At 68.6% G+C, this 21,652-nt stretch carries 11 protein-coding genes; 5 read left to right on the plus strand and 6 right to left on the minus strand.

The window, feature by feature from the left end:
• Positions 1-164: 164 nt before the first annotated feature.
• From OG758_RS10995 to OG758_RS11010, 4 genes are all read left to right on the plus strand, one after another.
• Entirely contained in the window at positions 165-3,911 is a 3,747-nt protein-coding gene (locus OG758_RS10995; RefSeq protein ID WP_326709816.1) for a S8 family serine peptidase, read from the plus strand.
• A gap of 79 nt (positions 3,912-3,990) precedes the next feature.
• On the plus strand, positions 3,991-5,025 hold the full coding sequence (locus tag OG758_RS11000; RefSeq protein ID WP_326709817.1) for a helix-turn-helix domain-containing protein: 1,035 nt from the start codon (positions 3,991-3,993) through the stop codon (positions 5,023-5,025).
• A gap of 214 nt (positions 5,026-5,239) precedes the next feature.
• Positions 5,240-5,614: a hypothetical protein gene (locus OG758_RS11005; protein WP_326709818.1), complete on the plus strand. Its 375-nt coding sequence runs from the start codon at positions 5,240-5,242 to the stop codon at positions 5,612-5,614.
• A complete protein-coding gene (locus tag OG758_RS11010) occupies positions 5,611-6,003 on the plus strand; it encodes an Imm32 family immunity protein (RefSeq protein ID WP_326709819.1) in 393 nt (130 codons plus the stop codon). Before OG758_RS11005 ends, OG758_RS11010 begins: the two co-directional genes overlap by 4 nt.
• Positions 6,004-6,023: 20 nt before the next feature.
• On the opposite strand, the gene OG758_RS11015 is transcribed toward OG758_RS11010, so the two are convergent.
• From OG758_RS11015 to OG758_RS11025, 3 genes are all read right to left on the minus strand, one after another.
• A complete protein-coding gene (locus tag OG758_RS11015; protein WP_326709820.1) occupies positions 6,024-6,917 on the minus strand; it encodes an IS982 family transposase in 894 nt (297 codons plus the stop codon).
• A gap of 749 nt (positions 6,918-7,666) precedes the next feature.
• Positions 7,667-8,035, minus strand: a complete 369-nt coding sequence (locus OG758_RS11020; protein ID WP_326709821.1) for a hypothetical protein — start codon at positions 8,033-8,035, stop codon at positions 7,667-7,669.
• A gap of 710 nt (positions 8,036-8,745) precedes the next feature.
• Complete coding sequence (locus OG758_RS11025) at positions 8,746-12,450, minus strand: S8 family peptidase (protein WP_326709822.1); 3,705 nt, start codon at positions 12,448-12,450, stop codon at positions 8,746-8,748.
• A gap of 395 nt (positions 12,451-12,845) precedes the next feature.
• On the opposite strand from OG758_RS11025, the gene OG758_RS11030 reads away from it, so the two are divergent.
• Positions 12,846-13,880, plus strand: coding sequence for a helix-turn-helix domain-containing protein (locus OG758_RS11030; protein WP_326709823.1), 1,035 nt, complete (start codon positions 12,846-12,848; stop codon positions 13,878-13,880).
• A gap of 160 nt (positions 13,881-14,040) precedes the next feature.
• Here OG758_RS11030 and OG758_RS48965 read toward each other — a convergent pair whose 3' ends face one another.
• From OG758_RS48965 to OG758_RS11040, 3 genes are all read right to left on the minus strand, one after another.
• Positions 14,041-14,457, minus strand: coding sequence for an integrase core domain-containing protein (locus OG758_RS48965; protein WP_406429116.1), 417 nt, complete (start codon positions 14,455-14,457; stop codon positions 14,041-14,043).
• Between the two features lie 794 nt (positions 14,458-15,251).
• The gene (locus OG758_RS11035; RefSeq protein WP_326709824.1) at positions 15,252-16,970 is read right to left on the minus strand and encodes a kelch repeat-containing protein; all 1,719 of its coding nucleotides are present in this window, start codon (positions 16,968-16,970) and stop codon (positions 15,252-15,254) included.
• Between the two features lie 80 nt (positions 16,971-17,050).
• The gene (locus OG758_RS11040; RefSeq protein WP_326709825.1) at positions 17,051-21,538 is read right to left on the minus strand and encodes a S8 family serine peptidase; all 4,488 of its coding nucleotides are present in this window, start codon (positions 21,536-21,538) and stop codon (positions 17,051-17,053) included.
• Positions 21,539-21,652: the final 114 nt, after the last annotated feature.

The raw sequence follows: 21,652 nt of genomic DNA on the forward strand, positions 1-21,652 counted from the left end.
ACGCGCGCGTCACGTACCCCTCCCGCACGCGCAGCTCACACTGGCGACAACTTGTCATGGCGATGAATCGCCAAGCCGGAGTGTCGTCACTGGAGTTGGCAGACCGTTAACTCTTCCGTGCGCCCGGAACTATCCGTTCCCCGGGCGCACGAGGAGAGAACGTCATGAGCAGACCACCCGCGAGGCGTGGCGCCAGGCTGTTGGCGACGGCCGGGCTCTCGCTCGCCCTGCTGCCCGCCAGTGCGGCCAGCGCTCTCAGCACGTCGGCCGGCGGACACGCCCCTACCCGTGCGGTCCACGCCGCGCACACCGTCACGCTGATCACCGGCGACAAGGTCACCGTCACCGACCTGGGGGGTGGCCGGAAGACCGTCGCCGTCGAGCGTCCCGACGACGCGACGGGGGCCGTCCACACGCAGACGTCGGGCGGCCGAATCACCGTCGTACCCGACGAGGCCCAGCCCTACCTCCAGGCGGGCGAGCTCGACCCCCGGCTGTTCGATGTCACCGCGCTGATGAAGCAGGGACTCGACGACCGGTCCGCCGACGGACTGCCCCTGATCGTCACGTATACGAAGGGCAGTCGCGCCGCGACGCCGCGGGGAACCGAGCGGGTGCGGGACCTGCCAAGTGTGCGTGGCACGGCCGTCGAAGCCGGGAAGTCGGGGCGGTTCTGGCACACGATCGCGCCCGGTGCCGCGTCCCCGGCCGAATCCGGCGCCGCGTCACCCGGAGCGCGCAGTGCCACCTCAGGCACCGCCCACTTCGGCGACGGCGTCGCCAAGATCTGGCTGGACGGCCGCGTCAATGCCGACATGGCCGACAGCAACGCCCAGATAGGCACCCCCGAGGCCTGGCAGGCCGGGCTCACCGGCAAGGGCGTGAAGGTCGCCGTCCTCGACACCGGGGTCGACGCCACGCACCCCGACCTCAAGGACCGCATCGGCGAGACCAAGAGCTTCATCGACGGTCAAGAAGTAGCCGACCGCAACGGCCACGGCACCCACGTCACCTCCACCGTGGGCGGCAGCGGCGCAGGGTCCGACGGCAAGGAACGCGGCGTCGCCCCGGACGCCACCCTGGCGGTCGGCAAGGTGCTCAGCGACCAGGGCTCCGGCAGCGAGTCGCAGATCATCGCCGGAATGGAGTGGGCAGCGAAAGACGTCAAAGCCAGGATCGTGTCGATGAGCCTCGGCTCGCAGCAGGGCACCGACGGCACCGACCCCATGTCCCAGGCGGTCGACACCCTCTCCAAGGACACCGGCGCCCTCTTCGTCATTGCCGCGGGCAACTCCGGTGCAGCCGGCACCATCGGCGCGCCCGGCGCCGCCGACGCCGCGCTTACCGTCGGCGCCGTCGACTCCGCGGACAAGGCCGCCTCCTTCACCAGCAAGGGCCCCCGCACCGGCGACAACGCCCTCAAGCCCGACCTCTCCGCGCCCGGCGTGAACATCCTCGCCGCCCGCTCCCAACTGGTCAGCGGCAGCGGCCTGTACACCACCATGAGCGGCACGTCGATGGCCACTCCGCACGTCGCGGGTGCCGCCGCGCTCCTCGCCCAGAAGCACCCCGACTGGACCGGCGCCCAGCTCAAGGACGCCCTGATGAGCACGTCCAAACAGCTCGACGCCTCCGCCTACGCGCTGGGCGCGGGCCGCGTCGACGTCCCGTCCGCGACCGCGGCGCAGATCACCGCGACCGGCAGCGCCGACCTCGGCTTCTACTCCTGGCCGTACGACGCGGACAAGCCGGTGACGAAGACACTCACCTACACGAACTCGTCCGACCAGCCGGTCGAGTTGAACCTCTCGGCCCAGGGTGCGCCCGTTGGTACCGTCACGCTCGCCGACTCGACGCTCACCGTGCCCGCGCACGGCAGCGCGCAGACCACCGTCACCAGTGACGGCTCCGGCGCACCCGTCGGCACCACCTCCGGGCAGATCGTCGCGAAGAGCGGCGACACAGTGGTCGCGCACACCGCGTTCGGCCTGGTCAAGGAGGACGAGCGGTACACCCTTACAGTGCATGTCAAGGACCGCGATGGTGCACCCGTCGCCGCACGTCTCGGCATGCAGAAGCTCGCCAAGGGCGCATCGCCCTTCCCCGCCGCGGTCGACGCATCGGGCACCGTCAAACTGCGCCTGCAGCCGGGCACGTACAGCATCGACAGCTTCCTCGACGTGCACGGCAGCCACGGCAAGGACTCACTCGCGCTCGGCTTCCTCAGCGCCCCCGATGTCACCCTCGACCGCGACCGTGAAGTCACCCTTGACGGACGTACGCTGCGCGAGGTCCGGGCCGACGTGGACCGGCGCACCGAGACCCGCCAGCTGGTGATGAAGTTCAACCGGTCGGCGAACGGGGCCTCGTACACCGACTCCGTGCAGGTCCCCCTGAAGTACGACAGCGTCTTCGCCGCCCCCACCCAGCGGCCCACCGACGGCACCTTCGAGTACCGCACCGTGTGGCGGCTCGGCAAACCGCGCCTCGACACCGAGGCGGACGGCACGCGCCTGCGCGAAACCGTTGCCCAGCCCGGATCTGAGCTGTTCACCGGACGGCGGACTCTCCGCGTTGTCGACGCGGGGGCCGGCGGCACGGCCGACTATGCGGGCAAGGACATGCGCGGCAAGGCCGTCGTCGTCCACCGGACCAACGCGACCACCCCCGCGCAGCTGGCGCAGAACGCCCAGGACGCGGGCGCGAAGGCGCTGTTCGTCACCGACGACACGCCCGGCAGGCTGATGGCCTCCTTCGCGGCGGCCGACGGCTCGGCCCGACCCCTGTCTGTTGCCACCGTCGACACCGCGGACGCGGGACGCCTCCTCGCGGCCGCCCGCCACGACGAGCCGATCCAGTTGATCGGTACGGAGTACACCCCGTACGTCTACGACCTTACGGACGCGCACCCCGGCGCGATTCCGGCAGCCGACCTGACGTACCGCCCCGGTAGCAGTCAACTGGCGGAACTGAACACCAGGTTCCACGCTCCCAAGGCCGCCGACGGCAGTGAGTTCCGCTATCTGATCAGCGACACCTTCCCCATCGGGACGGGCCTCCGGGAGAAGGTCCGGTTCCCGGTCGAGCGCACCGACTACGTCAGCACCGGCCCTGACGACCGCTGGCACGAAACAGTCACCAACGGTCCGGACGCGATCGAGGAGCGCAGCGGGCTGGTGACGTACATGGGCGGCAGCCACACGAAACTCGACTGGTTCAAGCCAGTCTGGCACCCCTGGCTGGGCACCGGCCTGGGCTGGGGCCAGCAACGCCGCGGCAACAGCCTCCAGTTCAACACACCGGGCTGGGGCGACTCGGGCCCCGACCACACCGGCTTCGGCGACGTGTGGGGCCAGCACTCGCTGACCCAGGTCACCGCGTTGTACGCGAACGGAACGCTGCTCAGCAGGTTGACCGGTTCGGGTGTGACCTACCCGAACGCCGACCCGGGCGAGCAGACCTACAAGGTGGTCACCGACACCACCCTCGACCCGGACGTGTGGGGACTCGCCAGCAAGGGCCACTCCGAGTGGACCTTCAAGTCGGCGCGGACACCCGACGACCAGTGGACGTACTTGCCGCTGCTCAACCTCGGCTTCGACGTGGACACCGATCTGCACGGTGACGTACGGGCCGGGCAGCGACTCGACATCGGCCTGAGCGCCGAGTACGTCAAAGGCGCGGCCGGCACGGGGACGATCGGCGGCGGGTCGCTGGAGGTCTCGTACGACGACGGGGCGACCTGGACATCGGTCCACTTGGACCGATCGAGCGGCGGCTCGGCCTCCTGGAAGGGGGCGCTGCATGTGCCCGACGGGGCGCACTCCTTGTCGTTGCGGGCCTCGGCCTCTGACGATCGGGGCGGCTCCGTGCGCCAGGAGGTCGTCCGTGCGGTCGGCGTGACGAAGTAGCAGGAACGCGGTAGGGCCCGGAGCGCGGCACGACCGCACCGGGCCATGCCCATGAGCTGAGAAGGACAAGGGAACGCTGGTGCTCAATGCGATAGGCCTCGATGGTGTTCAGGAGAACGCCTATCGGGAACTGGTCGAGCAAGGTGCGGCGGACACGGGCGACCTCGCACGGCGCCTCGGTATCGCCCAGGACAGAGTGCTCGTGGCGCTGCAAGGCCTCGTAGAGCGGGACTTGGTCAAGGCCTTGTCCGAAGCGCCCGAACGCTGGGTGGCGGAGCCCCCGTCGGTGGCCCTCCCGCCGCTCCTGGCCCAGCAGCGGCACGAGCTGGAGCGCGCGGAGCTGGCCGCCGTCCGGCTCGTCGAGGATTACCGGCCCCAGGAACACCAACCCCTCGCACACGACCTCGTCGAGGTCGTGACCGGGGCGGGCGTGGTGTCCCAGCGCCTCACCCAGCTCCAGCTGGGCGCCGAACGGGAGATCTGCGCCCTCATCACCACGCGACCGCTCGCCGTGTCATCCGAGGAGAACGCGGCCGCCGAGATTCTGGCCTCGACCCGTGGCGTGAACTACCGCGTCGTCATGGGGCGCGACATGTTCCCCGAGAACGGCACGATCACGGCCGACCTGACCGCGGCCTTGCGGCGCGGCACACAAGTCCGGGTCCTGGACACCGTCCCCACCAAACTCGTCATCGCCGACCGAGCCCGTGCGCTGCTTCCCGTGCACTCCGGCCCCGCGCCGGAACCGGCCGCCGTGGTGGCCCACTCCAGCGGCCTGCTGGTGTCCCTCGTGGCCCTCTTCGAGTCGCTGTGGCGCCAAGGGCTGCCCCTCCGGCTCGGTGAGGACGACCATGTGGAGCAGGAACCGGACCCCGGCCCGGCCGCCGTGGACCTGCAGATCCTCTCGCTGGTCCTGATCGGACTCACTGATGTGGGCATCGCCCGTGAACTGGGCCTCGGCGCCAGGACCGTACAGCGGCGCCTCAAGCGTCTGATGGAACTGAGCGGTTCCAAGAACCGGCTCCACCTCGGCTGGTACGCGAGTGAGCGTGGGTGGGTCACACGGCGTGGGGATGCCGACCCGGCTCACGGTGGCGGTGACCTGGACCGCTGAGACGGTGACCCGGACCTGTCTCCCGGCCCGCGGTGTGGCGAATTGTCGCCGGGGCAGGAGCCGCCACGCCCGGCTCTGGTGTTACCCCCTACTCCCTTCGTAGCGTCCCGGTAGCACTACAACGCCTCGGTGCACCAGGCCCGTTGCCCATCCTGCGGCGGTCACCCGGCGCCGCTCCGCGACTCATGAGGGGAACCGCCCATGCACAGACCCCGTGAGCGACGACGATCCGCGGTGGTCGTCGGCCGCGCCGCCGGTGGCCGGCCGCCCTGACCTTGACCGGCCCGCCCGGCGCCGCGACCACGAGTCCCACCACGCCGACGGCGTCGAAGACGTCGACACCACCGTGCACGAGGGCCGCGCCAAGGGCTGGACCGGCTCCACGGGGATCGTCGGGGCCAAGGTCTCGGCGTCTTACGACGACGGGGCAACCTGGACGCCCGCGAAGGTCGACCGGGAGCACGGCGGCGCCTTCGAGGTGGCGTTGCGGCAGCCTGCACTAGACGAGTTGTTCCGATGTACCTGGGTGAGTGGGCGGCGATCTTCGCGGGCATCATGGAGGCTGGCTTTGAAGGAGCGACGCCTGTGAGACTTTTGTCCGATCCCGTTTATGGCGAGGTAGATCTCACCGCGACGGCGAGAGAACTGGTCTGCTTGGCAAGCGCGGTCGCCGAGGGTGCTGGGTTCATCAGTGCTGCGTCCGCGTCTTCGCACGACAGCAATACGCTGGCGGGAATCAAGGTCGGGAAGGCACTCGGTTCCGGTCTCCGCATCGACCTCGATGCCCAGCGGCAAACTCTTGTGATCAGCGGCGATGCCGACGCCAGGGCCATCCTGGCCGAAAATCTGCATGCTATGGCCACGGCCGAAGACGGAAGCCACCTCCACATCGACTACTACCCCGAGCACCCCTACCTGGTGGAGGGATCACTGCCCTTGGTAGTCAATAGTCCGCATGGAGGCATGCCCACGCGATGAACCAGGTCTGCGGCCGAAGATCAGTGGTCGTAGGCGATCAGCGAGCGGGTGACTGGTGCGCCTGTGTTGTTGTTGTGCCAGATCGCAGCGGCCATCGCCAGAATGCGTTGAGCGACGCGTATGGCGACCCCCTCGATGGTCCGGCCGCCGTGTTGTTCCAGGTCAAGCTGGCCTTTGAGGGTGTCGTTGACCGACTCGATGAGCTGGCGGACCTTCTTGAGGATCGGCTCCCCGTATCGCTGCTTCTCCCGCTTGCGAGAGGGCCGCAGTAGCTCTATGCCTTGCTCGGCGAGGGCCTTCTCGAACGGTTTGGACGCGAAGCCCTTGTCCGAGATCAGCACGATGCCCTCGCGCCGGGCGACCAGGTTGGCGTCGACCTCCAGCATCGCGGCGAGGACTTCGCGCTCGCCGATCTTCGGGTCGGCCAGCGCCCACATAATCGGCATTCCGATCGGAGTGCAGACCAGGTACAACCGCAGCCCCCAGAAGAACCGGGAGTGTGAGGCGCAGTAACCGTAGCCGGCCCAGCCGGCCAGGTTGGACCGCTGCACGGTCGGGCGCGACATGCCGCACGGCACCGGGGTGGAGTCGGTGATCCAGTGGTTGTCGAACCAGAAGTCGCTGTCCATTGCCAGCTCCCGGATCATGCGTTTGACCAGGCCGAGGGCCGAGCGGAGCCGCTTGTTGTAGCCCGCGCGTTGTGGCAGATACGGGAACATGCCGGACAGGTGCTTGTTCGCGTAGCGCAACCAGCGGGACTCGGAGTGGAAGCCCAACAGGGCCTGGGCCACGGCCAGGCAGACGAGCTCGGAGTCGCTGAGCAACGGCGGCCTGCCGAGGCATCGAGTTCCTTCGATCTCGTCGTCAACCTTTACGTACAGTGCAGTCAAGAGGGTGTTCAGGTCTGTCGTCACACACGGATCTTGGACACCCTCGCCCCTTCGACGGGCCCGAACTTTGGATCTACTCGTCTAGCGAAGACCAACGGCTTCGTCACCCTCAGGACCGAGGCGTGGGACGCCGGCGGCAACCGCACGGTCCAGACCGTCACCAGGGCGTACGCCCTGAAGTAGGGGCTGGCCGGCCCACCTTGAGCGAGGCCGGAGCTGCACTGTCGGCGGTGCGGCTCCGGCCTCTTCCACGTTCCGCGGGTCACTCGAGCATGAGCATCTGCCGCCAGTTCGTCATCGATCATGTCGTTCTCCGTCTCGGCTGCACGGGCATGGCCGGGTCGGTCGTCCCTGCGTGGATGGGCCACTATCCCCGCGCCTCAAGCAATGCACATGTGTGACATGTTTGCTTCGCGAGCGTGGTCGTGCCCTGCACGACGAGGGGACGGGGCGTTACCGGAAGCCCAAGGCCCAGCTGCACGCGGCGATCCGCCGTGAGCTAAGGCCAACATGTCGCTGCGGGCTCTCATGCGAAAGGACGGCGTCGGCGAGAGGACCGTGCAGAAGGCCCTGGTCACGCCGCGGCGCAACCACACTCCAACACTTGGACGTCGAAGTGTTCAAGCGTCCGTGCGCCATGTCGGCTCAGCCCCTCCCGCTCCAGGTCTTGACCTCCGGAGCAGGAGGGCTGAGCTGAACCGCCAGGCGAGCGCACGTCGTCAAGTGCGCGCGGCCCGCCTACTGTCAGGCCCTCACGGGCCGCACGTTCGCCGTCACGTGGGGCAGACGGTGTCTATGGAGACCGTGGTCATGGACATCACCGTGTTGTGCGGAAGATCAATTTCTTGCCCCGGGCCGATGCTGAAGTTCACGTCGGCGCTGACGCAGTACTGCGTGTTGCCGGTGCCGTTCGAAATGCTGGTGATGTCGACGGCCGGCGAGAAGGTACGCGGCTCACCGCCGGGTATCAGGTTCGCCGCGCCCGGCTGGTCGGCAGTCATGTAACAGACGTTGCCGGGCACGAACCCACACATGTCGGCGGTCTGTGTGCTGGCGGCGCTCGCCGTGCCCGCGCCGAACGCGGCCAGGGCGGCCAGCGTGGTGCCGACCACGGCGGCCCGGCGGTTGATATTTCGCAGCATGAGCTGAGACCTCATAGGAGTTGGGGATGGCCCTGTAGGGCCGTTCCTCGGTAACGGCTACAAGGCGTTTCGGGGGCGCTTCATCGCCATGGCGAGTAGCCGTCACCAAGGTGATGGGGGGAAGTTCCGCTGGTTGGCAGCGGTCGGATGTAAGCGTCACTTGCTCGGAGCCCCGCGGTGCCGGCCGGGTCTCGACGGTGATGGCGGTATCGCCTGTGGGGAGCTTTCCTACGATTCGGCGTCTCGGGAACCACACTGCGGACCGCAGCCTGCGCTTGGGCAGATCACTGGTCGGCGTCCGCCGCGGATCGGCTGCCGTGACTGTGCGCCGCAACCACTCGGCGGCAGCCGCCGCAAGCCCGCGCCCTTTGTCGCTGGTCTTGTGGACGGCCTCCTCGTCGGCGGGACGTGATTCCGGGCGCGATGTCCCAGCCCTCGGTGCGTTCTCCGGCCTGTCTCCTGGTGCTGAATCGTCATGGCCGGTACGCCCGCGGCTCTGGCGCGTTCGCGGAGGCCAGCGATCGGGGCCAGGGTCTCGGCGGCCCGGTGCGCGATCGCTGCCCGGATGTTCATGTCGATGGCGAGGAGCGCGGACGCGTGTGGCGTGGATCCACGCCACGGGTCCGTGTCCGGCCCGGGCATGCGGCCGCCGCGGCCCGGACTCCGGGCCGCGGCGGCCTGTGATCGAAGGGGTGTCCGACCGGTGCTGTCTACTTCAGGGCGTAGGCCCGGTAGATGGTCTGGACGGTGCGGTTGCCTGCGGCGTCCCACACCTCGGTCCGTAGGGTCACGTATCCGTTGGTGTCCGACAGCTTCGGGTGATGTACCGACGCCTGGAAGGAGTTGTTGTCCTCGCGCACGATCTTGGCGTTCTCCCAGGTGGCGCCGTCGTCGTACGAGACGGAGACCTTGGCGCCCGCCATCGCGGTGGACCCGGACCAGCCCTTGGGCCGGCCCGCGTTCACGGTGAAGGTGTACGGGCTGCCCGCCGGTGCCTGGTTGAGGATGTCCAGGGGGACGTCGTAGCCAAGCATGACGGCCGGCAGGGACTCGCAGAACGTGGGCTTGGGCGTGTACTTCTCGCAGTCCTTGACGGACATGGTGGTTGGCGCCGCCGAGGTGAAGTTCCACTCCGTGCGGACCTTGCCGCCCAGCGTGACGCCCGGATAGTCCTTGTCCCGGGCGACCTCCTGGACGAACCGGTACTCGGCCTTCTGCGGAACCATCAGCTTGGACTGGTCGATGATCTGCTCACCGTTGCGGTAGAACGTCCAGGTGTTGGTGAGGGTGGGGGGCGTGGCCACCAGCGAGTGGGTCGGGTCGCTGTCGCCAGCGACGGTCCCCGTGGCCCGGGTCCAGACGTCGCTGCGGCAGAAGGCGCAGATCGACGGGTCTTCCATCGGTGGGTGCATCGGCGCGGCGAGCCAGTTCTCCCGGTAGGTCTTGCCGGCAGTCGTGTACGTGGTGCGGGGGCCCGTCATGTACGCCTGGTACGCGGTGCTGGGGTACACCATCCGCTGGTACACAAGGTTGGAGCCCGCCAGCTGGTAGTCGTCCCTGGTGGCGCCCATGTTGAGGGGTTGGGCGGCACGGAATGAGGTCGGCTGGCCCGGGGCCCAGCTGTGCAGGGTTTCGGCGCCCTGGTGACGCACGCGGTCGGCGTGGTAGGCGCTGCGGACCTTGACGAAGTCGGCGGCGTCCACGGTTTTGGTCAGGTCGGCCGGGATGCCGCTCGTGCCGAACGGCATGTGGTAGGCGTAGCCGGACTCGAGAACACCCTTGAGGGCGATGGAGACGTTGCCCTTGCCGAGCAGGCTGCGCAGCTTCTCGCCGTTGTCGTGGCTCGCGATGGCGACCGGGATGGTCTGGTCGGCGGCGAGCGAACCGTTGAACAGCGGGCCCTGGTTCGCGGTTGACACGATCACGGCGGTGGCTCCGGCGGCCGAGGCGCGGCGTACCTGATCGTCCATCTTGCGCGGGTCGGCCACGGTGATGAGCGCGGCCCGGCCCTTGAGGTCGGCAGCGGCGATGTCCTCGGCGGTTCCGCTGCCCGCGTCGGCCAGCCGCAGGTTCTTCGTGCCCTCGAAGCGCTGGGCGAACCCGGGTGTCACCACGGGGACGGAGATGCGCCCTGGGCTGGTGACGCTGAGCTGCGTGATCGGCTCGCGCTGGGTGAGGGCGTTGAACAGATGCAGGTCACCGGTGGTGGGCTGCTCGGTGGGCACGGCGCCGATCTTCGAGTCGGAACCGTTGATGAGACCGGCTTCGCCGAGGGTGTTGTTGTGACCGCCGGCTCCGTCGCTGCGGCTGACGAGCGTCATCCACGAAGCGTTCTCCAGCGGGCGCTTCTCACCGGTGATCTTCGCGGTGAAGTCGGTCGCCTTGGTGCCGTCGACACTGCGAGTCACGTCCTGGTCCGTGACGTTGATGTTGGGGATGGAGAAGCCGTCGATCGCGTAGGTGCGGGTCGGGTCGCCGGGGGCTTCCGTGTAGGTGATGCCCTCGAAGGAGTACGCGCCGACGGGCAACGTGACGGTCGTGGAGCCCTGATCAACCAGGGAGATGTTCCTGAAAGTGGAGTTGTTCATGCCGTGAAGGACCAGCTGGACCCGTCCGGGGATCTTGCCGAACCGGTTGGTGAACTTGACCGTAACATCGTGCTGCTCGACGGCCATCACGAAGCCGACCGGAGTGTGCACCGACTCGCCGTCGGTGCCGGTCGCGGTGATGTAGCCGCTGAACTGGCCGGCCCTCAGTCCGTTCGGGTCGAGGGTGACAGTCACCTCGCTGCTGCCGCCGGCCGGGACGGCGACCTTGCCACCGGTCACGTCGGGGCCCGACAGGGTCAGCGCGCCGTCGGGCAGCGCGGTCCCGTCGGCGTCCTTGACCGAGGCGGCGAGGTCCAGGGTGGTCGCGGAAGAGGTGGAGTTGTGGATGGTGACGGTGCGTGTCTCCTTCTCGTACGTGCCCTTCTGCCACTCGACCAGACCGAAGTCGCCCGTACCCGACAGGTCCAGCGCGGGGTCCAGGGCGGCAGGGATGTCCACGCGCCCGTAACCCTGCTGGTAGGGCGTGTAGTTGTCCGACTTCTTGGAGTGGGCGGTGAGCTCCTCCTTGATGCGCTCCCCGGACCAGTCGGGGTGGCGCTGGGCCATGATCGCCGCGGCGCCCGCGACGTGCGGGGTCGCCATGGACGTACCACTGGCCGCCGTGTAGTTGGCGTCGACCGGGGTACCCATGGTCGTACCTGCGGCACGGGCGGCGACGATGTTCACGCCCGGGGCAGTGATCTCCGGCTTGATCTTCATGTCGCCGAGGCGCGGGCCGCGGGAGGAGAAGTCGGCCAGGGCGTCGGACTTGTCGACGGCGCCTACGGTGAGCGCGGCGTCGGCGATGCCCGGGGTGCCGAGTGTCGACGCGCCGTTCCTGCCGTCGTTGCCTGCCGCGATGACGAACAGGGTGCCGGAAGAGGCGCTGAGCGAGTCCACGGCGTTGGTGAGCACGTCCCCACCCGGGGCGGTGGCCCGGGATCCGAGGCTCATGCTGACGACGTCGGCGTCCTGGGCGACTGCCCAGTCCATGCCCTCCAGGATCCCCGACAGCGGGCCACTGCCCGCGTTGGAGAGCACCTTGCCGATGAGGAGGTCGGCGCCGGGAGCGACGCCCTTGTACTTGCCGCCGGAGTTGGCGCCACTGCCCGCGATGGTGGAGGCGACGTGCGTACCGTGACCGTGGCCGTCCTGGACCGCCTCGCCAGTGACGAAGCTCTGGCTGGCGGTGATACGGGACTTGATGTCGGCGTTGTTCAGGTCGGCGCCGGTGTCCAGCACGGCGACCTTGACCCCCTTGCCGTCGAAGCCCTTCGCCCAGGCCTCGGGGGCGCCGATCTGAGGCACGCTCTGGTCCAGGGTGGCCTTGGCCCGGCCGTCGTACCAGAGCTTGGTCACTCCGGCGGCGCCGGGCACCATGGCGTCCGGTCCACTCTTGGCCTTGCCGGCCGTTGGCTTGACGGAGCGCCAGAAATTCTTGGTCGCACTTTTGTTGACGTGCACTGCCGCCAGGCCGAGGCGCGGCATGGTGTGTTCGCCCTCGGTGCCGGGCAGAGCCTTGGCCTGCTGCCGGAGACCCGCGGCGGACTCCTTGCCTCGGAAGTCGACGATGGCCGGCACGGCATCGGTCTTCGCGTCGCCGTAGCCGTCCTTCAACGCCTGGGTGACGTTGAAGAGTTCGCGGTCCACGATCTGGGCGGACACGGCGTTCAGCGCGTCCTCGGGGATGACGTAGAGGTCCCCGTCCCGCCCGCTGGAGATCTGGAAATGCTTCGATGCGTCCGTCGCGCTGACGATGTCCACGGCCTGCTTGCCGTCGGCTCCGGTCGTCACGGCGACCTTGTCACCGGTGATCAGGGTCAGCATCGAGGGCGCCGGTCTCGGTGACGGCCGGAGTCCCGAGCCCGCGGCGGACGGACGCGATGTGGGCGGCGCCGCACTGGCCGCACCGGGAAGACCGGTCAAGGACAGCACTACGGCGACGGCCGCCCCGGTGGCGGCGGTTCGCCGTATTCGTTGGGACGAGATGCGCATAGATTCCCTCTCAGGGACGGGGCGTGAACGCACCTGGAGCACCACACGTGCCACAGCATCAGGGGGCGATGCGGCGCGGCACTCCAGGGTGTGTGTTCGATGGAAGTGAAGCTGACGGGCTCACACTTACGGAACATGTGAGAGCGGCGGATGGTCGCCGATGGCGAGTCTTTGCCACTCGCTCGCCCCTGTTGTGGGAAGCCGCACGGCAGGTCAGGATGACCGCCATGCTTCAGGTGCTGGGAATCGACAGCGAATCAGAGTCCGTCTACGCCTCGCTGCTCACCAATCGGCCGGTCAGCCTCGACGACCTGGCGGGCATCACCGGGCTCGCACCGGCCCGAGTGCGTATGGCGCTGCGCCGGCTCCAGTCGTCCGGGCTCGCCGGCCGCCGGCCCGGACGCCCGGTCACGTACGTCGCCATCGACCCCGAAGTCGCCCTGGACGGCCTGCTGCTCCGCCGGCAGGAGGAGCTGCACAAGGCACGGGTTCGCGCCGGAGAGTTCAGCGAGCGGTTCCGGCGGGCCGCCGCGACCCGCGATCCGGCCGAGGTCATCGAGATCGTCACCGGGGCCGCGTCGGTGCTGCAACGCAGCGAACAGCTGATGCGCAACGTACGACACCAGTTGCGGGTATTCGACAAACCGCCCTACCTCGACGGCCGGGATCCGAACCAGCCCGAACTCGACCTGCTCAGCCACGGTGTCATCATCCGGGGCGTGTACGACGCGGACAGCATCGACGTTCCAGGGCGCCAGGAGCTGGTGCGCATGTGGACGGAAGCGGGGGAGCAGGCCCGGGTGCTGGCCGATGTGCCTACCAAGATGGCGCTCGTCGACGACCGGCTGGCCCTGATGCCGCTCCGGGCCGGGGCGGGCCCTGACCCGAGCCCCTCCTTCGTCATCCTGCACCGCTCGGCGGTCCTCGACGCGCTGTCCGCGCTGTTCGAGGCCCTGTGGGTGGTCGCCCAGCCACTCCACCCACAGGGCTCCGATGACGACTCCCAGGCCCTTTCCGAGGAGGACCGGCTCCTGATCAGTCTGCTGACCGCGGGGCTGCCGGACGAGGCAATAGCCCGCCAGGCCGACCTCAGCTATCGCACGCTCCAGCGCCGCATGCACGTGCTGATGGAACGGGCCGGCGCGAGCACCCGGTTCCAACTCGGCATCCACGCTGCGGCGAACGGATGGGTGACCGGAGTGGAGCTCGGACGGGAACCGCACCCCGAAGGTGATCGGCTGGTTCCGGCCGTGCGGCCATGAACTTGGCCGGATGGCAGGCCGACTTGAGCAGCGTCGCAGGTTGCCGTGTAGAGGTCGCTGACCGGTGACCATGGCCATCACACCGAAAGGGGCAATGAGGTCCCAGTCCCACCGCGCCCGTAGTGATCCAAAATGGCTTCATCAAGTGTGAAATGCGGGCTTACCGCTTTTGCTCGGTGGTATTCGTTGATGAGGCCGGGCTCAAGTTGTTTCGCTCTTGGTGGGGCCGGTGCCGGTTGAAGTGGCGGGCGTAGCCATCAAGGATCTTCCCGGCGTGGCCTCGGTCGAAAAGCAGGAGCCGGGCAGTGCACTCCTCCCCTACGGAGCGTATGAATCCCTCCGTGTGCGGGTTGCTGTTGGGGCTGCGTGGGGGATCTCGGCGAGGGTCATGCCCTCGCCGGCGAAGACGGCATTGAAGGCTGCGGTGAACTTCGCGTAGCGGTCCCGGATCAGGTGGGTGAAGTCGGCAGAGCCGTCCCCGAGTTGCCGGAGCACCTGATGGGCCTGCTGGGTGGCCCAGGCGGCGCCGGATGGGCGGTGACGTACAGAATGTGCACGGGCGGGTGCGCGCTTCCATGACGAACAGCGCATACAGCCGTTGCAGTCCGACAGTGACCACGTGGGGGAAGTCGGCGGCGAGCAGGCCGCTCGCTTGGGACTTGAGGAAGGTGGCCCACTCTCGGCGCACCGGGTGACGGCGGGGCGCGGGGCCGACTCCTGCGGTGCGGAGGACGCGTCGGATGGTGGCGGCGCTGGTCCTGTGTCCGACTCGGCACAGTTCGCCGTGCACGCGGCGTGCGCCCTACCGTGGGTTCTCGCCAGCGAGCCGGATGATTAATCAGGTCGCGCAGCTCGTTGGATACCGGCAAGCGGCCGGGGAAGGCGGCTGGGTCCACCGCTGCTGGTTCACGCGCTGGTGCCAGGCGAGCAAGGTACGTGGTGTGACGATCCGGTGCCCGTGGAGCAGCCGGGGCAGTAGTAGTCGGGCGAGCCCGGCCAGCGGCGCCCGGCCCTCCCCTGACCAGGCCGACTGCGAGGATCCCTCCTCGGCTGACCTGGTGCAGGCGATCACCGACTCCCTGGAGAAGCACGCCTGGATGGTCAGCGCGAAAGACCGATTCGTCTGATGCCGTTCCCCCCAATTTGCCCTCGGTGACGAGTCGATGAACGCCTTCAGGCCCGGGCGTTCACCGGCCCAACACCCTGCGCCGAGGACGCTCGGCCAGAGGTTTCTGACCGGCGGAAGCTTTGCGGCGGCATCGACGATCACAGAGGCCGCCCGTCCGGCGATCGGTGCGCGGACAGGCGGCCTCAAGTGTCGTGCATCTCAAGGGTGGTCGTGCGCCGCAGGCTGCGGCGCACGACCACGCGCTATGCCACCGGGCAGAACGGGTACGGATCCAGTGCCAGTGGCACCGTCCGGGTGGCACCCGCCTGCAGGGTGACGTCCGCTCTGCTCGGCTGCCAGTCGTCCTTGGAGACGATGACGGTCAGCGGGCCCTCGTGCTCGCCGATCCAGAGCGCGTACGTGCCGTCCTTCGCCGTCCTGATGACCCGGTGCACGCCCTTGGCGGTGAGCGTGACCGAGGCCTTCTCCAGCGGGCCACCACCACCTGGTGCGCAGGCGGCGGTGGTGATGGTGCCCGCGATCTTGCCCCACTGCGGCGGTGCCTTGACGGTGAGGGTCACCTTCACCGGGTCGACATGGTCGCCGTGATCGGTGCCGAGGCGGAGGGCGGCGGTGTAGGTGCCGGGCTGGGAGAAGCCCGAGGTGTCCATCTTGACGGTGACGGTGTGGGTCGCGCCGGGCTGTACCGTGAACGCCGCGTCGTCGGTGGTCAGCCAGTCCACCCCGTCGCCGCAGGCCTCGTAGCCCGGGAGCTTCTCAGCATTCGCCATGATGCCTGCGAGACCACCGGTCGTGCCTCCGATGCGGTACAAGCCGCAGGCGCTGCCACCTCGGAAGGCGATGTGGTTGGCGTTGGGCAGCGCGCTCCAGCTGTCGTCCTGGGGGTCGTACTGGTAGCCGGCGTTGGTGTACGAATCCTGGCCGTTGGAGCCGCCGGAGACCAGCAACCGGCCGTTGGCGGCGCTGGAGGCAGCCCCGAACAGGCCCTCCGGCATCGGGGCCAGCTTGGTCCAGCTGTCGGTGGCCGGGTCGTAGGCGTACGTGTTCTTGATGGGTACGGCGACGCCGTTCTGGTCGACCTCTCCGCCCGCGCAGTACAGCCGCCCGCCGAGCGTGCCGCACGACGCCCAGGACACAAGCTCCGGGTACTCCGCCTTCTTCGACCATTCGTCGGTGACCGGGTTGTAGGCAAGGACGGCGGTCGAACCGCAGGCTACGGCGCACCCGCCCACGGTGTACAGCTGTCCGTCGAGGACGGCAGCGCCCTGCCCGGCGAGCGGTTTCGGGCTCGCGGCCTTGGTGGCCCAGCTGTCGGTGGCCGGGTCGTAGGCCTCGGTCGCGGCGACGTTGAGGACGTCGCCAGGGGCGCCCCAGCCGCCGGTGACGTACAGCTTGCCGTCGATGAACGCCCCTGCCGGCTTCTCGTGCGGCTGGGACAGGGGTGCGATGGTGCTCCAGGTGCCCGCGACCGGGTCGTAGACCCGGGCCGTGGCGATCACTTTGCGGTCGGAAATGCCGGCGACCGAGTACACCTTTCCGCCGGGCCCGGTGGCGGCCAGGTTGTCCATGACCGGCGTGGGGTGATCGGTGATGTCCTGCCATGGTGCCTCGGCAGGGCTTGCCTCCTGGGGGGCGGCCTTGGCTTGCCTGTCTCCACCGGTGGCGAGCCGGTGCGGGTCGGGTGTGCCTGTGATCTCCCGGCGTGGCGCGCCGGTGTCCTTCAGGTCCTGGATGGTGAAACCGCCGCCGGACTCTGCGAGCGTCACGGTGCGGGTATCCGTGCCGTGATTGGTGACCGTGAAGGTCTCCTGGGTGCTGCCGCCTAGTTCTGCGCCGGCGGTCAGGGAGTCGGTACTGACGGTGATGTCGGGTCCGTCTGCGCCGGCCGCTGAGCCGGTGAGCAGCCCAGCGGTGAGGGCGACGACGGATATGGCGGTGCCGAGTAGGGGTCTGCGGCCCATGAGGGTCACCCGGATCCCTTCCGAAGGTGTCGTGGGTGCGGTGGTGGGTCGTGGTCTCAGTCGTTGTCTCAGTCGTTGTCTCATCGGGCCGCGCACCCGCCCGCCGGCTTCAGGGTGAGCGTGGGGCTCTGCGTGTCGCCCTGCTTGACTGTGAGGCGTTCGCTCGCCGAGCTCCAGCCGTCCTTGGCGGCGATGACGGTCACCTCGTGGCCGCCGTCGTTGACCGGCAGCCAGACCGAGGCCTGTCCGTCGGCGTCCGACCTGCGGGCCAGGGTGGCCTGTCCGTCGATCTTCACGAAGGCACCCTGAATCTGCTCCGATGTCCCGTCGCACTGTTCGGCCTTGACGGTCACAGCCACCTTGGCCCAGGTGGGCGGCGGGGTGACCCGCAGCGTCATGGGGACGGCCGGGGTGGCGTACGGGGAGTCGGTGCGCAGGTGGAGGGCTCCGTCATAGGTGCCGGGCTGCTCCATGGCCTTGCTGTCCAGAGCGACGGTGAGCGTGGTGCGCTCGCCGGGAGCGAGGGTGATCCGCGTCCGCTCGGGCGAGGCCCACGAGACACTTCCGGTGTCGCAGTCCTGTCCCTGCAGGTTCTGCACTCGTGCGTTGCCGTTCATGACGCCGGTCAGGCCGCCCACGAGGGTTCCACAAGCCGAGCCGGCGCGGTAGGTCGGATACTTCATGTTCGGCAGCGCCGACCAGGTGTTCGTCTTGGGGTCGTAGGCGACGCCCTCATTGGTGATGGTCCCGTTGGTGTTGCCGTCGCGGACGCCGCCGGCGACCAGCAGCTTGCCCCCACTGGTGCTGTAGGCGGAGGACCAGGAGCCGTTGGGCATCTTCGCGATCGGCGACCAGTGGTCGTAGACCGGATCGTAGACGTAGGCGTCGGACAGAACGCCTGCCTTGTTCATGCCGCCCGCGCAGTAGAGCTTGCCGTCGATGCCGCCGCAGGCTGAAAAAGCCGCCCCCACGGGGTAGTCGGCCGCTCTTGTCCAGCGGTCCTTGACCGGGTCGTAGACGTGGACGTCGGTCTGGTTGCAGGTGCCGACGAGGGTGTTGTCGGGCTCGGCGCAGCCGCCGACCAAGTACAGCTTGCCGTCGAGGACTGCGCTTCCCGAGCCGGTGAGTCCACGGGGGTGGCTGGCGGCGGTGGTCCAGGTGTCGGTCTTCGGGTCGTACACCTCGGTGAGGGTCGCCAGCGTCTGCGAAGCGCTCCAGCCGCCGGTCACGTACAGCTTGCCGTCGATGAACGCCGCCATCGCAGCGACCCGTGCGATGTGCGGTCGGGCGATGGGCGACCAACTTTGGGCAATGGGGTCGTAGACGTAGGAAGCGCTGACGGTCTTCCTTTCGCTGTAGCCGAAGGGACCATTCGGGTAGGGGATGGTTTCGTAGCCGCCGATGCTGTAGATCTTGCCGTCGTCCACGGCGACAGCCGAGTCCGAGATTCCGGCCGGGTACGAAGTGTGGGTCCGCCAGTCGCCGCCTTCATCGTCGCCGGCGGTTCCTGCCTGAGTGCCGGTTGCGGCGCCGGTGTCGGTGCTGGACAGCGGGCTGCTGCTGTCGGGAGTGAGGAAGCTCATGCTGGTCTTGACCTTGACCGACACCTCTGGGTTGGGCTTGCTCCGCTCCGCCGACTTGGTGGCCGCAGCGTCGCCGCCCGCGCCGGTCTCGACGGTGAGCGGGGCCTTGCCGGTGTTGGTCAACGTGAGCTTCTTCATGGCGCGCTCACGGAAGGGGACCGCGCCGGACAGCGAGTCCTCTGCGACCTTCAGGCGGCCGGCGTCGAGGGTGAAGTCGGCTCCGGTCACGGCGTTCTCGCGGACCGTGACGGTCTTCTTCTCGGCGGTGAAATTCTCATGGGTGGCGGTCAGTTCGTGCTCTCCGGCGCGGGAGAACAGGACGTACACGCCGTCGCCGGTCGCCGGGTCCTGCGGCGTCGTCGCTGAGCGGGCCGACTCCCCGGACGGGGTGGAGACGGTGGCCGCCGCCAGGCCCGCGTCGGTGTTGCGGTCGCTCACCTGGCCGACGACGAGGCCGCCGTCGAGGGGCGTGCAGGTCGCGTCGCCGATCAGGACGTCGTCTATCTCCCACCACCCTTCGTTCCTTGGCGCGTCGTAGTGGAAGCGGACCTTCACCTGGGACTTGTCTGCGGCCTGCGGGAGGGGCAGTTTGAGCGATTCCTGTGCGAGTGCGAGGCCGCGTGACCAGACGCCGGTCCAGGTCGCGCCGTTATCGGTGGACACATCGATGCTGATGGTGGACTGGAGCGGGGGGTTGTAGCCCGTATTCGCTCGGTAGAGGCTCTCCAACGAAAGCTCCGGTTCGCTGACGCCGGTCAGGTCCACGGTGGGGCTGATCAGCTCGGAGTCACGCGGTTTGAAGGTGCTCATCCGGCTGCTGACGGAGGCGAAGCCGCCTCGGCCCTTGAGGGTGCGGTTGCCCAGCGGTGTGGGGTCGTCGAACGCCCAGCCGCTCAGATCGGAGTGGGTGACGACACGCCACCCGGCAGGCTTGTTCCCGGAGTCGAAGTTTTCGTACAGGCCCTTCACCCCATAGCCGGGTGCCTCGCAGCGATCGGGCGTGATGGCGAGGGACACGTCCTTGGCTCCGTCGCCGGTGAACGGCACCTGGACGGACTTGTCCTGGTAGCCGGTCGAGACGGCCTCGACGTGCAGGGTGTGCTCCGCGGTCTGCGGCAGCGTCACCTGGTACTCGCCGGTCTTGGGGTCGGTGAACCACGGGCCTGCCTGCGTCACACCTTCCGCCGTGATCTTGGCGTAGAGCGGCCACCCGTGACCCGATCCGTCGGTGACTTTGCCGTGGACGGTCGCCTTGGGCGCCGCCTTCAGGGTGATGTTCGCGGTGACCGTGTTGCCGGCGGTGACGGTGGCGGTGCTCTCGGTGCCGGTGTAGCCGAAGGCGGCCACGGCGAATTTGTACTCGCCTGCCGTCAGCCGCAGCTCGTACGAACCGTCGCTGCCGCTCACCAGCTGGCGGTCAAGGGCGCCGGTGACGTGGATGCTCGCGCCGGCGACGGGCTTGCCGCTCTCGTCGGTGATCTTGCCGGTGACCGTTCCGGTGCCCTCGCGGGGCGCGGCGTCCACCAGCGCAAGGGCGTCCAGTTTGCCCTCGCCCCACACGTTATTGTCCGCCGCGGTGCCGCCGCAGCTGGTGTCGTCGACGTCGACGGCCGTGCGGTCCAGCAGTGCCCGGGTCGCAGGAATGTCATGGGCCAGGCGCGGCGCGGCCGACCAGAGCAGGGCGACGGCGCCCGCGGTGTGCGGCGCGGCCATCGACGTACCGCTCATGGTGGCGTACGTGCTGCCGGGCACCGCGGACAGGATGCTCACGCCCGGGGCGGCGATGTTCGGCTTGATCTCACCGTTCTCGCCCTGTCCGCGCGAGGAGAACGAGGCGATGTTCCCGTTGACGTCGAAGGCGCCCGCGGCGTAGGTGGAGGTGTAGTCGCCGGGGCTGCCCGCGGTGTTGCAGCCGGGCCCGGTGTTGCCGTTGGCGAAGACCGGGAAGATCCCGGCAGCGGTCCAGGCGTTGACCATGTCCTGGTAGAACGGCTCGACGGCGATGCCGTTGTCGAGCCCCCAGGAGTTGTTGATGATATCGGGACGCAGCTCCGGCCGGGGGTTGTTGCCGTTCAGGTCGGTCGGCGCGAGCATCCACTGACCTGAGGCGAGCAGCGCGAAACTGGTGCAGCTCTTTTGTGTTTCGCAGCCCTTGGCGGAGATCCACTTGGCGCCGGGGGCGACTCCGATATCGCTCGTCGTGCCCTTGCCACCGGTCATCGTGCCGATGGTGTGCGTGCCGTGCCCGACGTTGTCGCAAGGCTCGAGCGAGGGGGTGCCGCACGTGTTGGTCGGGTCGTACCAGTTGTAGTTGTGGTCGTACGTCCCGTCCGCACGGGTGCCCCGGTAGGAGGCCTTGAGGGCCGGGTGGTCGAACTGGGCGCCGGAGTCGATGGAACCGATGACGACGCCCTCACCGCGCGTGTTGAAGTCCTTCCACACGCGGTCGGCCTTGATGGCCTTCAGGCCCCACTCGACCGGGGCGTCGTCGGCAGCGGTATTCACGGCCGCGACCTTGGCGGCCTTGATCGGCTCCGGCAGCTTATAGACATGGTCGCCCTGGAGGCGGCTCACCTCGGCCCCCTTGGCGAGGTCCTCGGCGAGTTTCAGCGAACCCCCGGTCACATAGACCGTGTTAGAGGCCCAGAAGGCACGGTAGTCAGCGCCCGCGGCCTTCACCTTGGCGATCACGTCCGCCTGCTGCGCATGGGCGGTATCACGCAGAGCCTTCAGCACGGCCTTACCGCGTCCGTCCCTGCTCTTGATGGCGGAGGCCTTGCGCAGGTCGGCCTTCATACCGAACCGCACCCAGAACGGTGTGCCCTGATCCTTCTTCAGGTCGGCCACCAGGCCGACGTCGATCTTCTGGTCCGCTCTCGCAGGATCGCTTCCCAGCGGGCCGAGAACGAGGCCCGCCAGGAGGGCAACGAGGAGAGACAGGACCAGAGTTGTTCTTCTTCGGTCCAGGGCGCGGATTCTTTGCATCGGGACGTCGACTCCTGCCGCAACAGACGTGGTTGCGTACCCGAACGGGCAGCGAGCTACGACGTTCCCAGCGAGTTTGTGTGATCATCAACGCTTAGGGGGAGGCGGTCTTAC

The sequence above is a fragment of the Streptomyces sp. NBC_01474 genome (assembly GCF_035918215.1).
Taxonomy (GTDB): domain Bacteria; phylum Actinomycetota; class Actinomycetes; order Streptomycetales; family Streptomycetaceae; genus Streptomyces; species Streptomyces aureus.